Below are 13,096 nucleotides of genomic sequence, written 5' to 3' on the forward strand. Positions count from 1 at the left end.
TTTTTGAACAAGACCTCGACCGATAGGGGATACCGATATGAAGACCATCAAGCTTGCTCCCGGTGAGCGCCTCGTTACCAACCAGCTCAACCGTAAGGGCGTGCTGCCGCAAAACATCGTCGACGCCGCCCGCGATATCGTAGCAAACGTGCGTGCCAACGGCGATGCCGCGGTGCGCGAATACTGTCAGCGTTTTGACGGCGTTGAGCTGCAGGGCTTCCGTCTGCCGCAAGAGCAGATTGATGCCGCGTTCGAAGGCCTCGATCCCGCTTTTGTCGCGGCGCTCGAAAAGGCCGCGCGTCAGATTCGCGAATTCCACCAGCGCGAGGTCGAGCAGAGCTGGTTTACCACGCGCCCGGACGGCACGATGCTCGGCGTTAAGGTGACCCCGCTCGCGGCGGCCGGCATCTACGTGCCGGGCGGTCGCGCGCAGTATCCCTCCACGGTGCTCATGAACGCCATTCCCGCCAAGGTCGCCGGCGTCAAGCGCGTGGTCATGGTGACCCCGCCGCAAAAAGACGGCCTGATCAGCCCCTACACGCTCGCCGCGGCAAAACTCGGCGGCGTGGACGAAATCTATATGGTGGGCGGCGCCCAGGCCGTGGCCGCGCTGGCGTACGGTACCGAGAGCATTCCGCGTGTCGATAAAATCACCGGTCCGGGCAACGCTTTTGTTGCCGCTGCCAAGCAGATTGTCTCGGGCGACGTGGGAATCGACATGGTCGCTGGCCCGTCCGAGGTCTGCGTGCTGGCCGATGCCACGGCCAAGCCCATGGTGGTCGCGGCAGACCTGATGGCCCAGGCCGAGCACGATCCGCTGGCCGCCTGCTATCTGGTGACCTGCGACGAGCAGTTTGCGCGCGAGGTCGAGGCGGGTATCGATATTCTGGTCGCGCAGTCGCCACGCACCGAGATCACGCGCGCCTCACTCGACAATGAGGGCACCATCGTGGTGGCCGCCGACATGGCTGCCGCCGTCGAAGCGGTGAACACCGTGGCGCCCGAGCACCTTGAGCTGCACTGCAAGGACGCGATGGGCCTGCTCGGCGGCATTCGCAACGCCGGCGCCATCTTTGTGGGCGCTTGGAGCTCCGAGCCGCTCGGCGATTACGTTGCCGGCCCCAATCACACGCTGCCGACCGGCGGTACGGCTATGTTCTCCAACCCGCTTTCGGTGGAGGAGTTCGTCAAGCGCTCGAGTGTCATTTGCTATACGCCCGAGGGCTTGCTTTCCGATGCTCCCGCTACGCAGCGCCTGGCCGAGGCCGAGGGTCTGTGGGCACACGCGCTTTCGGCCGCACTGCGCCGCCGCGTGTTGGAGCAGGGCGAGGATGCCGTGAGCGCCGAGTCTCTGGCCGCGGCCGACCTGACCAAGGTCGCCTGGCCGGGCGACGCCGTGGCGACGGTTGCCGAGGGCGTTGACCTGGCGGCTGCGGGCGCGGATGGCGTTGGCGCGACTGGTAAGGAGGCCTAATATGGCCGAGCTGACGCCCCACATGAAGGAGCTCGTCCAGCCTTACCTGGCCGGTATTGAGCCCTACGATCCCAACTTTACGCCTACGCGCATCAACCTTTCGGCCAACGAGAACACCTATCCCGTGCCGACCGGCGTGCGCGAGGCGGTCGACGCTGCCCTGGCTGCCACACCGCTCAATCGCTATCCCGATCCCATGTCGAACGACCTGCGCGACGAGCTTGCTGCCTGGCATGGCGTGGCGCGCGAGAATGTCTGCGTGGGAAACGGCGGCGACGAGCTGCTCTATAACTACCTGTTGGCGTTTGGCGGCGCGGGACGGACCCTGCTCAACTGCCCGCCGTGCTTTAGCGAGTACGCGTTCTTTGCGTCGCTCTGCCAGACCGAGGTGCGTGACGTGTGGCGCGACCCGGCGACCTTTGAGCTCGACCAAGCGGCTGTGCTCGCAGCAGTGCCCGAGTGCAACCTGGCAATCGTGACCTCGCCCAATAACCCCACGGGCGACGTGGCGCCGCTCGACTTTATCGCGGCGCTGTGCGATGCGTGCCCCGGCATGGTGATGGTCGACGAGGCCTACGTTGAGTTTGCCGACGATTCGTTTGGCGCGGCCACCACGGCGCAGGGCCTTATCGCCGAGCATCCCAACCTGGTGATTTTACATACGCTGTCCAAGGCGTTTGGCGCTGCCGGCACGCGTCTGGGCTACGTGATCGCGGCGTCCGAGGTCATCGACGTGTTCGCGGCGATTCGCCAGATCTATTCGGTCAACGTGCTGAGCCAGGCGGCGGCGCTTGCCTGCGTGCGTGCCCGCGATGCGTACACGCCCGTGGTGGCACAGGCCGCATCCGAGCGCGAGCGCGAGCTGTGCGCCCTGCGCGCGATGGCTACCGAGGGCCTGCCCGTGGAGGCATGGCCGAGCGCGGCGAACTTTGTGCTCGTGCGTACGCCGCATGCCACGCGCGTGCGCGAGCGCCTACGCGACGAGTATTCGATTTTGGTGCGCGACTTTAGCTATGCGCCAGGGCTTGCGGACTGTCTGCGCATTACCGTGGGCACGCCGCAGGAAAACGATGAGGTACTGGCTGCGTTTGCCGTGCTGGTGAAGGAGGAGATGTAGATGGGCCGTTATGCCGAGGTGACCCGCAAGACGGGGGAGACCGACATTGTCGTCAAACTCGACCTGGATGGAACCGGTACGTGCGATATCTCGACCGGCGTGCCGTTTTTCGACCACATGCTCAACGCCTTTGGCCGCCATGGCCTGTTCGATTTGACGGTGCATGCGGTAGGCGATGTGGAAGTCGATGCGCACCATACCGTCGAGGACACGGGCATTGTGCTGGGCGAGGCGTTTTGCCGGGCGCTGGGCGGCAAAGCGGGTATTACGCGCTTTGCCGATGCGGCGATCGCCATGGACGAGACGCTCGTGATGGCCGCCGTGGACATTTCGGGTCGCGGCCAGGCCTACTGCGAGCTGCCCGTGCCGACCGAGCGTGTGGGCAGCTTCGATACCGAGCTGGCTGTTGAGTTCTTCTATGCCTTTGCGCGCGATGCCAAACTTACGCTGCACGTGCGCGAGCTGGCGGGCGGCAACTCGCATCACATTATCGAGGCCGCCTTTAAGGCCGTGGGCCGCACGATGCGCCAAGCCTGTGAGCTGGACCCTCGCGTGCAGGGCATCCCCAGCACCAAGGGTTCACTGTAACCGCCACAAGGGTAAAAACCACCACGAAGGTGCCTGTCCCCTTTGTGGTGGTTTTGGATGATGGGAAAAGGGAGGGTCGCGTGGGCGAACCGAAGATTGTGGTGGTCGACTACCACAAGGGCAACTTGTCGAGCGTTGTGCGCGGGCTTGCGCGCGCCGGTGCCGCCGCCTGCACATCGGACGATCCGGAGCAGATCCGCAACGCCGACGGCCTGGTCATCCCGGGCGTGGGCGCGTTCTATGACGCGATTGTCTTTATGCGCCAAAGCGGCGAGGCGGCGGCCGTGCTCGACGCCGTTGCCGCCGGAACTCCGCTGCTCGGCATCTGCCTGGGCCTTCAGCTATTTTTTGAGCGCGGCGACGAGGGTGTGCCGGCGGACGACGATGCCTCCGAGCAGGCCGGCGGCCCCTGGGTCGATGGCCAGGGCATTATGCGCGGTTCGTGCACGCGCTTGGAGTCGAGCCGCCTGAAGGTGCCGCACGTGGGCTGGGACCAGGTGCACATGACGCCCGCCGGCGCGGCCGATCCGCTGCTTGCTGGTTTTGCCGAGGGTGCCAACATGTACTTTACCCACAGCTACGCGGTGGCCGACGACGCCGATGCCGCCGATGTGCTGGCGCGCACGCACTATACGCGGAGCTTCCCGTGCATCGTGCGCCATGGCAACGTGTGGGGCTGCCAGTTCCATCCCGAGAAATCCTCCGCGCTGGGTCAGCGCATCCTTAAGAACTTCGTCAACATCGTCGAGAAGGCTGGCCGATGATCCTGTTTCCCGCAATCGATCTGATCGGCGGCAAGGTCGTGCGCCTGGAGCGTGGCGACCGCAGCCGCTGCAAGGTATATTCCGACGACCCCGTGGCCGTTGCTCGCTCGTTTGCCGAGCAGGGCGCAAGCTGGGTGCACGTCGTCGACCTGTCCGCTGCCTTTGGCGAGGACGAGGACACATGCGCTGCCAACTCGGCGGCGATTAAGGCCATCTGCGGCGTCAACGGTCTGTCCGTGGACGTGGGCGGCGGCGTCCGCTCGCTCGCGCGCATCGACGAGTTGGCCGGCTACGGTGCGCGCCGCATTGCGCTGGGCACCGTGCTGGTGACCGAGCCGGGTTTTGCCGAGGTGGCAGCCAAAGGTTTTGGCGAGCTGTTGGTGGCCGACATTGCCGCATACGACGGCCAGGTCAAGGTGAACGGCTGGCGTGATGGCGCGGGCGTGGCACTCGACGATGCCGTGGCACAGCTCACCGAGCTGGGTTTTAAGCACCTGGTCTACACCGACATCGCGCGTGACGGCATGCAGACGGGCATCGATGTGGCGGCGTATCGCCATGTGGCCGAGGTCGCGGGCTTTCCCGTCGTGGCATCGGGTGGCATCTCGACGCTCGACGACATCCGTGCGCTGGCCGCAGTGGGTGAGGGCGCGATTGAAGGTGCTATTACCGGTCGCGCGCTCTACGAGGGCAACTTTACGCTGGTACAGGCGCTGGCCGCCGCCCGAGGGGAGGAGTAGTCCATGCTTACCAAACGTGTGATTCCCTGCCTGGACGTCAAGGACGGCCGTGTGGTCAAGGGCGTCAACTTTGTGAGCTTGCGCGATGCGGGCGATCCGGTGGAGCTGGCGCGCGCCTACGACCGCGAAGGTGCGGACGAGGTCGTATTTTTGGACATTACCGCGACGAGTGACAACCGTGTGACGACCATCGAGATGGCGGCGCATGCGGCCGAGGAGCTCGCCATTCCCTATACCGTGGGCGGCGGCTTTCGCGACTTGGTGGGCATGCGGACCATGGTTGCCGCCGGTGCCGACAAGGTGTCGCTCAACTCGGCGGCCGTGCGTGACCCGTCGCTGATTAGCCAGGCTGCCGCGGCTTTTGGCAGTCAGGCCGTGGTCGTGGCGATCGATGCCAAGCGCGTCGGTTTGCCCGGAGAGCCGGGTGCCGACAAGTGGGAGGTCTTCACGGCGGGCGGCCGCAACGCCACGGGTATCGACGCGGTGGCGTGGGCCGAGGAAGCGGCTCTTCGCGGCGCCGGCGAGATCTTGCTGACCAGTATGGATCGCGACGGCACCAAGTCCGGCTTTGACCTGGCGCTCACCCGCGCCGTGGCGCGTGCGGTGCCGATTCCCGTCATCGCGAGCGGCGGTGTGGGTACGCTCGAGCATTTTGCCGAGGGTGTGATTGAGGGCGAGGCCGATGCCGTGCTGGCGGCGAGCGTCTTTCACTTTGGAACCTTCAGCATTCGCGAAGTCAAAGAGTATATGGCCTCTCAAGGTATTCCTGTGAGGCTGGACTTCTAATGCTGCGGCTTGCCCAGGCACCCGACCTTCCGGCTCCAACCCTCCTCGCGTACTTAAGTACACGTCGTCGGGCTTGTCGCTCGGAATCTCGGGCACCTGGACAACCCTCGCCGACCTGCGAAGTTTGAATTTGGGGAGTGAAATGGAAGAGATAGCCGATCCTTCAAAGCTTACATACGACGCCAAGGGGCTGATTCCTTGTGTGGTTCAGCAGTATGACACCGGCGAGGTGCTTATGGTTGCTTGGATGAACGAGGAATCGGTGGGGCTGACGCTCAAGACCGGTACCACGTGGTTTTGGAGCCGTAGCCGTCAGGAGCTCTGGAACAAGGGCGCGACGAGCGGCAATATGCAGGAGGTCAAGGAGCTCTGGGCCGACTGCGATAGCGATACGCTGCTGGTCAAGGTCGACTCGCCGGGTCCGGCCTGCCATACCGGCAACCGTACCTGCTTCTTTAAGAAACTCGCGTAGGGCGGGCGCTCGATTAGACGCTCGGCCACCAGAAAGGATTGAACTATGGGTGTGCGCACCGCAAACGTTCAGGATGGAAATATCGGAGAGACGCTGACAAGTCTGGCCGAGGTGATTCACGGTCGTCGTGATGCATCGCCGCAGGAGAGCTATACCGCGCGTCTGCTGACCGACGTCGAGGACGAGCTGCTCAAGAAGCTTGCCGAGGAGGCGAGCGAGGTGATCATGGCCTGCAAGGATAACGATCACGATCACATCCGCTACGAGGCTGGCGACCTGATCTACCACCTGCTCGTGACGCTCGAGCGCTACGGCATCACCCTCGACGAACTGGCCGGCGAACTCAACGCCCGCCGTCACTAGTCTTAGGCGAGGGGCGTGGACTCCCATTCGCCGGTAGGGTGGGGGATGTCGAAGGTTCGATAGCCGCAGTCGTAGGCGTGGGCTTGCGCTTCGCGGATATTCCAGCAGATGTCGCAGGCGCGGTGCGCGTCCGAGCCAAAGGCGATGGGTACCTCGGCGTGGGCGAAGCAACGCAACAGCCCCGTCGAGGGGTAATAGTCGTCGAGGCCCTTGCGCGATGCGGCCGTCGAGACCTCAATGCGGCGACCCGTATCGTGGGCGCATTCGGCCATCTGCTCCCAAAACGGCGCCGGGTCAAAATCGGGCGCAAAGCCTTCCTTCGAAAAACGCATGACCAGGTCGGGGTGAGCCATCACATCAAAGTTGAGTGAGCTTTCGCAAGCATGGCACCAGTCGTCGACGTAGCGCTCCCACACGCCGCGCACGCCTAAGTTTTCCCAAACATGCAGGTTGGTGTCGTCGTCGATCCAGCCGCAGCGTGAGTCGGGCGTATCGGGGCGCGCGACGTTTTCCGTTCCCGCCGTACCCGCGGCACCGGCCATGATATCGCCGGGGTTGCCGATCCAGTGCACGCTGCCCAAGCGCACTATGGCACCCGCGGACCAGCGCTCAACCAAAGGCTCGCAACCTTCGTACCAGTCGCATTCAAAGCCATAGATAAGCTCGAGTTCCGGCGCGATCTGCGCGGCGAGCTTGCGGGCGTCCTCAAATGCCAGGCGATGTGCCGGTAAGTCGCCCTCGACAACCTGCATTTCGCAGTTGGCGTCCATGCTGGCGGGCAGGGTGAGATGGTCAGTCGAGACCATGACGCGGCAGCCGGCGGCGGCAGCAGTGCAGACGTTGTCCTCAAACGAGGCATGGCCATCCGAAAACGAGGTGTGGGTGTGGCAATCGATCAGCGGGCAGGCAGACATGGCGGCTCCTTAGCGTCAAGCGAATCCGCTCCATTGTAACGGCGCGATCCCCGCTGCGATGAGCGCGCTGGAGTGTCGGTTTCTTGCGGCCAGGGAAAATCGCGTTCATCGCGCTCCGCCACATTCGCGCCGCCCGCGATGTGTTAGCGTTTGGGTGGACAAAACGAGCCCGCGCGGAAAGGATCCGGACCGTATGCAATGCGATAGCACATCTCCGCTGTTTCGCGAGACCGATGCGCCCGAGACCATCGTCAAGCTGGAATGCGACATCGACGATGCGTCGCCCGAGGTGCTCGCCTACGCCGCCGACCGTCTGCGCGGGGCGGGTGCGCGCGAGGTGCATTGGCTGCCCCTCTATTGCAAGAAAGGCCGCCCCAGCTGGCAGCTACAGGTAATCTGTGCTCACGAGGATATCGAGCGCCTGCAGACGATTATCTTTTTGGAAACCACGACCAACGGCATTCGTCGCCAGGTCATGGAGCGCGTTTGCCTGCCACGCCGCTTTGAGCGCGTAACGACGCCATGGGGCGAGGTGTCCGTTAAAGTGGCCACCCTGCCCGACGGCAGCGAGCGTGCAGCGCCCGAGTACGAGGACTGCGCCCGTCTCGCTCGCGAGCATAATGTGCCGCTCCAGCGCGTGATGCGGGCGGCCCAGAGCGCGGCACTGCGATTTGAATAACGCGGCTGGTGGCGACATCCTGCGCCTAGCCATATCAACCCCATTCGAAAGGATCTCCCCATGAAATACCTCATCGCCTCCGACATCCACGGCTCGGCATACTGGGCCGAGCGCCTCTGCGCCGCCATCGAGTCCGAGCAGCCTGACCGCGTCGTGCTGCTGGGCGACCTGCTCTACCACGGTCCACGCAACGACCTGCCACGCGATTACGCTCCCAAGCGCGTTATCCCGCTGCTCAACGCCCTGGCCGACCGCATCATCGCGGTGCGCGGCAACTGCGACGCCGAGGTCGACCAGATGGTGCTCGACTTCCCCGTCATGGCCGACTACGCCACGCTGTTCGACGAGACCGGCCGCGAGCTGTTCCTGACGCACGGCCATGTCTTTGGCGCCGGCATGCACAACAGCGTCGACCACGCGCCCGCGTTGCCCGAGGGCTCCGCGCTCGTCTACGGCCACACGCACATCAAGGTCAACGAGGAAAGCGCCGCGCACCCGGGCCTGTGGCTCTTCAACCCCGGCAGCGTGAGCATCCCCAAGGACGGCACGCATAGCTACGGCATCTACGAGGGCGGAGCGTTCCGCCACGTGATCCTGGAGGAGGACTAACCATGGCGCAGCATATGGCTCAGCAAAATGCCGAGGGCTCGCGCGATCTGTCCACGCTGATAGACGCGTCGGCCGAGCTGCAGCATCTGGTGCAGACCATCTGGCGTCTGCGTCAGCCCGATGGCTGCCCGTGGGACCGCGAGCAGACGCACCGCAGCATCGGCAAGAACATGATCGAGGAGGCCTACGAGGCGCTCGACTGCATCGAGGCGGACGACGCGGTTCACCTGCGCGAGGAACTGGGTGACGTGCTCATGCAGGTCGTGCTGCATGCGCAGATTGCTGCCGACGCCGGCGAGTTTACGCTGGCCGACGTGGCGCGCGATATCGACGCCAAGCTCATTCGCCGCCACCCGCACGTGTTTGGCGATGCGGATGCCGAGAGCTCCGACGAGGTGCTCAAGATTTGGGACGAGGTCAAGCTTGCCGAGAAAGCCGCCAAGGACAAGGCCGTGGCGGCGGGCGAGGCCGCGCCCGAGGGTCTGCTCGATGGCGTGCCCACGCATCTGCCGGCGTTGATGCAGGCGCAGAAGGTGTCACGCAAGGCGGCTGCCGTGGGCTTTGAGTGGGAGACGGTCCAGGACGTGTGGGACGAGGTTGCCGAGGAGCGTGCCGAGTTTGAGGCCGAGGCCCCTGGCTCGCCCGAGCGCGAAATGGAGTTTGGCGATCTGCTCTTTGCCCTGGTCAACGTCGCGCGCAAGGAGGGTATCGACGCCGAGAGCGCCCTGCGCGCGAGCACGGCCAAGTTTCGCCGTCGCTGGGCTGCGATGGAACAGATGGCGGCCGATGCCCACGTTGATCTTGCCGAGCTTTCGACCCATGGGCTCAACGACCTGTGGGACGCAGCAAAGGCAGGGGAGTAAGACTGCGGGAACGACGGGCTGACACGCCTCACCGTTCCCGCTAAATTTTTCGAAAATCAAGTGTATCCCTCGGCTAACTTAGGGCATAATGCAAAAAGTGCGACAAGGCTAACTTATGAACCTGCGCGCCTCTACAGCGTGCAAGCCGCGTCGCCAAGCATTCAACCCGTTTCCAAGTGAGAGGGAGACAACATGAGCGATATTTTGGACGTCTACGGTCGCGAGGTGCTCGACAGCCGCGGCAATCCCACCGTCGAGGTCGAGGTCGTGCTCGAGGACGGCAGCTTTGGCCGCGCAATGGTGCCTTCGGGTGCTTCGACCGGAGCCTTTGAGGCCTGCGAGCTGCGCGATGGCGACAAGGGCCGCTACCTGGGCAAGGGTGTTTTGCAGGCCGTCGAGCACGTCAACAACGAGTGCGCTAACGCCGTCGTGGGCCTCGACGCCTTCGACCAGCGCGCCGTCGATGCCGCGCTGATTGCCGCGGACGGTACCCCCAACAAGACCAAGCTCGGTGCCAACGCCATCCTGGGCGTGTCGCTGGCCGTCGCCCGCGCCGCTGCCGAGTCGGCGGGCCTGTCACTGTACCAGTACCTGGGCGGCGTCAACGCCCATCTGCTGCCCACGCCCATGATGAACATCCTCAACGGCGGCGTGCATGCCGACAATAACGTCGACTTCCAGGAGTTCATGATCATGCCGGTGGGCGCCCCGAGCTTTGCAGAGGGCCTGCGTTGGTGCGCCGAGGTCTACCACACCCTCAAGGGCGTGCTGCACGAGGCCGGCCTGGGCGGCGGCGTGGGCGACGAGGGCGGCTTTGCCCCCAACCTTAAGACCAATGCCGAGCCGTTCGAGTACATCACCAAGGCCGTCGAGAAGGCTGGCTTTAAGCCCGGCGTCGACTTTATGTACGCCATGGATCCGGCGTCCACCGAGTTCTACAACGCTGAGACCGGTATGTACGAGCTCAAGGGCGAGGGCGTTGAGTACACGAGCGCCCAGATGGTCGATTACTGGGAGAAGCTCGTCGACACTTATCCCATCATCTCCATCGAGGACGGCATGGCCGAGGAGGACTGGGACGGCTGGGTCGAGCTTACCCGCCGCATTGGCAATAAGGTGCAGCTCGTAGGCGACGACCTGTTCGTCACCAACACCGAGCGCCTCAAGAAGGGCATCGAGCTTGGTGCCGCCAACGCGATCCTGGTCAAGGTCAACCAGATCGGTACGCTCACCGAGTCGCTCGAGGCCATCGAGACCGCCAAGGAGGCCGGCTACGCCTGCATCGTGAGTCACCGCTCCGGCGAGACCGAGGACTCCACGATCGCCGACCTGGTCGTGGGCGTCAACGCCGGCCAGATCAAGTCGGGCGCCCCGTGCCGCAGCGATCGCATCGCCAAGTACAACCAGCTCATCCGCATCGAGGACGAGCTCGAGGGCAGTGCGCGCTACGCCGGCAAGGCCGCGTTCTACAACATTCGCTAGGCACGCGGAGGTCGCGGGGGCGGGGAAGACTCGGATTTGCCTTGCTCCAGCCGGGCGCTGTTGAGCACCATTGGGCGCTGGGCCATATGACTCAGCGCCTTTTTTATGTCGAGCAAAGGCTGGCGAAGGCGGCGTGGGCGCTCGTGCTATAACTAGAATACTTAGCGCAAACAAACCTCAACCGCACAAGGCGCACATGGATCAGATTTACGACAACAGGTACTATTCCGCCGGTTCGCGTGAGCCGTCGCCTCGCCGTGCGCGCACGGTGCAGCTCGGTGGGTCCGCCTACGCCGGCGCCGACCGCTCCACGCAGCGCCCGACAAGTACCTCACACTCCCGTGCTCAAGTGAATACGTCGACGGACCGCCCGCTACGTTCGGTGCGCCCGGCGCACTCGGAGCATGCTCAGCGTTCCTCGGCTCAAACGCATGAAAAGCCGAGTAGGCCCTCGAACCGTCTTTCGGGCTCGGACTTCATGCATTACGCCAACGATAACGCGGTGGTCAAGGCAATCTACGACTTTACCCACGGTCCCCAGCGGGGGCTGTTTGTTGGCATTGTCGTCGCCCTGGCGCTTGTGAGCCTGTATTTCCCCGTGCGCGACCTGTATGTGGCAAAACGCTCGAGCGACATCTTGGCCAAGCAGGTCGAGATTCGCGAGCAATATAACGACGACCTGCAAAAAAGCGTCGACAAGCTGCTCTCGGAGGAGGGTATCAAGGACGCGGCATCCGAGGACCTGGGCCTGGTGATGCCCGGCGAGAAGAGGATTGAAGTGCAGGGCCTGGACGACGATTCGGATGCCTCGTCGAGCAAAAAGTCCTCAAACGCCAAGAAGGCCAGCGAAGTGGCCAAGGAAATCGAAGAAGTCGGTAAGGACGCGCCGTGGTACATCCAAGCGCTCGACATGCTGTTTGGGTTTAACGGCGTCGAGGGTCAGACGGTCGTGTCCAACGGCAAATAGCGCCCGGAGGGGAGCTCGCAATGACAAATTGCAAACGCTATAAGGTGGCCGCGATCGACCTGGGAACGGTGTCGTCGCGACTGGTGTTGGCCCAGGTCGAGGGCGGGGCAATCGTGGAATCGTCCAAGCATACCGAGATTACCGATCTGGGTGAGGGCGTGGACGCGACGGGCCGCTTTTGCGAGGCGGCCGTTGAGCGCGTGCTCGCTGCGTGCCGCATGTTTGTGGACGAGGCTCGTGCCTTTGGGGCCGCGTGCATCTGCACCACCTGCACGAGCGCCGCGCGTGATGCGTCCAACGCAGCACTGCTGCTGGACGGCCTGCGCGATCTGGGGCTTGAGCCACAGGTGATTCCGGGCGAGGTCGAGGCACGCCTGACGTTTTTTGGCGTGGCGCACGACTTTGCCGGCGAGCGCATCATTGTTGCCGATTCGGGCGGCGGATCCACGGAGCTCGCGACGGGCGTCTATGCGCCGGAGCGTGGCGTCTTTGCGCTAGAAGGGACGCGCTCGCTGGACATTGGCTGCCGCCGCGTGACGGAGCGGTTTTTCTCGACGCTGCCACCCGCACGCGGCGAGCTTGCTGCCGCTGCCGCGTGGGCAGGCGAGCAGTTCGCCGCCTATTTTGAAGGCCTGCCCAGCGACTTTGAGCGCGCCGAGCGTCTGGTCGCGGTGGGTGGCACGGTGACTACGCTGGTGGCTCTGGTCCACGAGCTGGAACCGTACGATTCGAGCTTTGTTCACCTACGCGAGCTGTCGCTGGAGCAGATCTCGGCCGCTATCGAGCGCATGTCTGTGTTGGACGCGGAAGGCATCGCCGCGCTACCGGGTGTACAGCCCAAACGCGCGGGCGTGATCTTGGCTGGCGCCGTGGTGATCCGCGAACTCATGCGTGCCGGCGGCTACAAGACGCTCACCGTAAGCGAGAACAGCCTGCTCGCCGGTATGGCCGCCACCATCAACGAGACCCTCGACGGCGCGACCCCCACCATCGGCTGGACCCCGAGCCTGAGTGCTCTTTAACCGTCTTCCTCTGAGTTGCGGTGAAATAGTTCCTAAATAAGCTGGTAAACGGTATAAACAGGATCTATTCCACCGCAACTTAGAGCCCCGCCGGCGTGTAAAAGAAACGAGCCCGCATCCCTGGGGGACGCGGGCTCGTAAAAACCAAATGGTAGGGGCGGTGGGACGTCTGCGTATTTGCTGCGCAAATCCGCACCGGCTTCGGACGCCTGCTGGCGCCCTCGCCGGCTCGCTGCGGACGCTGCGCGTCCGCTTG

Annotated in this window: 15 protein-coding genes; 14 read left to right on the forward strand and 1 reads right to left on the reverse strand. The window is 64.1% G+C overall.

What is annotated here, in order from left to right:
• The first annotated feature begins 37 nt into the window (after positions 1–37).
• The 8 genes from hisD (at position 38) to hisE (ending at position 6,304) form a co-directional block, all read left to right on the forward strand.
• Positions 38–1,474: a histidinol dehydrogenase gene (gene hisD, locus ACESUZ_RS04795; RefSeq protein ID WP_195240760.1), complete on the forward strand. Its 1,437-nt coding sequence runs from the start codon at positions 38–40 to the stop codon at positions 1,472–1,474.
• A gap of 1 nt (position 1,475) precedes the next feature.
• Positions 1,476–2,591 (forward strand): histidinol-phosphate transaminase, encoded by a 1,116-nt coding sequence (gene hisC, locus ACESUZ_RS04800; protein WP_373198761.1) that lies wholly within the window; start codon positions 1,476–1,478, stop codon positions 2,589–2,591.
• Entirely contained in the window at positions 2,592–3,179 is a 588-nt protein-coding gene (gene hisB / locus ACESUZ_RS04805) for an imidazoleglycerol-phosphate dehydratase HisB (protein WP_373198763.1), read from the forward strand.
• Positions 3,180–3,259: 80 nt separating this feature from the next.
• On the forward strand, positions 3,260–3,943 hold the full coding sequence (gene hisH, locus ACESUZ_RS04810; RefSeq protein ID WP_373198765.1) for an imidazole glycerol phosphate synthase subunit HisH: 684 nt from the start codon (positions 3,260–3,262) through the stop codon (positions 3,941–3,943).
• Positions 3,940–4,683, forward strand: coding sequence for a 1-(5-phosphoribosyl)-5-[(5-phosphoribosylamino)methylideneamino]imidazole-4-carboxamide isomerase (locus ACESUZ_RS04815; RefSeq protein ID WP_117769950.1), 744 nt, complete (start codon positions 3,940–3,942; stop codon positions 4,681–4,683). Before hisH ends, ACESUZ_RS04815 begins: the two co-directional genes overlap by 4 nt.
• A 3-nt stretch (positions 4,684–4,686) precedes the next feature.
• On the forward strand, positions 4,687–5,469 hold the full coding sequence (hisF, locus tag ACESUZ_RS04820; RefSeq protein WP_373198767.1) for an imidazole glycerol phosphate synthase subunit HisF: 783 nt from the start codon (positions 4,687–4,689) through the stop codon (positions 5,467–5,469).
• Between the two features lie 142 nt (positions 5,470–5,611).
• Positions 5,612–5,941 (forward strand): phosphoribosyl-AMP cyclohydrolase, encoded by a 330-nt coding sequence (gene hisI / locus ACESUZ_RS04825; protein ID WP_195363444.1) that lies wholly within the window; start codon positions 5,612–5,614, stop codon positions 5,939–5,941.
• 45 nt (positions 5,942–5,986) lie between these two features.
• Positions 5,987–6,304: a phosphoribosyl-ATP diphosphatase gene (gene hisE, locus ACESUZ_RS04830; RefSeq protein ID WP_195363443.1), complete on the forward strand. Its 318-nt coding sequence runs from the start codon at positions 5,987–5,989 to the stop codon at positions 6,302–6,304.
• 2 nt (positions 6,305–6,306) lie between these two features.
• Here hisE and ACESUZ_RS04835 read toward each other — a convergent pair whose 3' ends face one another.
• A complete protein-coding gene (locus ACESUZ_RS04835) occupies positions 6,307–7,218 on the reverse strand; it encodes a PHP domain-containing protein (protein WP_373198770.1) in 912 nt (303 codons plus the stop codon).
• Positions 7,219–7,411: 193 nt separating this feature from the next.
• On the opposite strand from ACESUZ_RS04835, the gene larC2 reads away from it, so the two are divergent.
• The 6 genes from larC2 to ACESUZ_RS04865 all read left to right on the forward strand — a co-directional run bounded on the left by larC2 (position 7,412) and on the right by ACESUZ_RS04865 (position 12,840).
• Positions 7,412–7,897, forward strand: a complete 486-nt coding sequence (larC2, locus tag ACESUZ_RS04840; RefSeq protein WP_373198772.1) for a nickel pincer cofactor biosynthesis protein LarC2 — start codon at positions 7,412–7,414, stop codon at positions 7,895–7,897.
• A 60-nt stretch (positions 7,898–7,957) separates the two neighbouring features.
• Entirely contained in the window at positions 7,958–8,506 is a 549-nt protein-coding gene (yfcE, locus tag ACESUZ_RS04845; RefSeq protein WP_022094918.1) for a phosphodiesterase, read from the forward strand.
• 2 nt (positions 8,507–8,508) lie between these two features.
• Positions 8,509–9,369 (forward strand): nucleoside triphosphate pyrophosphohydrolase, encoded by an 861-nt coding sequence (mazG, locus tag ACESUZ_RS04850; protein WP_195521176.1) that lies wholly within the window; start codon positions 8,509–8,511, stop codon positions 9,367–9,369.
• 192 nt (positions 9,370–9,561) lie between these two features.
• Positions 9,562–10,851, forward strand: coding sequence for a phosphopyruvate hydratase (gene eno, locus ACESUZ_RS04855; RefSeq protein WP_195503585.1), 1,290 nt, complete (start codon positions 9,562–9,564; stop codon positions 10,849–10,851).
• A gap of 196 nt (positions 10,852–11,047) precedes the next feature.
• Complete coding sequence (locus ACESUZ_RS04860; RefSeq protein WP_373198775.1) at positions 11,048–11,818, forward strand: hypothetical protein; 771 nt, start codon at positions 11,048–11,050, stop codon at positions 11,816–11,818.
• A 20-nt stretch (positions 11,819–11,838) separates the two neighbouring features.
• On the forward strand, positions 11,839–12,840 hold the full coding sequence (locus ACESUZ_RS04865) for a Ppx/GppA phosphatase family protein (RefSeq protein ID WP_373198776.1): 1,002 nt from the start codon (positions 11,839–11,841) through the stop codon (positions 12,838–12,840).
• The last annotated feature ends 256 nt before the right edge of the window (positions 12,841–13,096 follow it).

The sequence above is a fragment of the Collinsella aerofaciens ATCC 25986 genome (assembly GCF_964239575.1).
GTDB lineage: Bacteria > Actinomycetota > Coriobacteriia > Coriobacteriales > Coriobacteriaceae > Collinsella > Collinsella aerofaciens_BQ.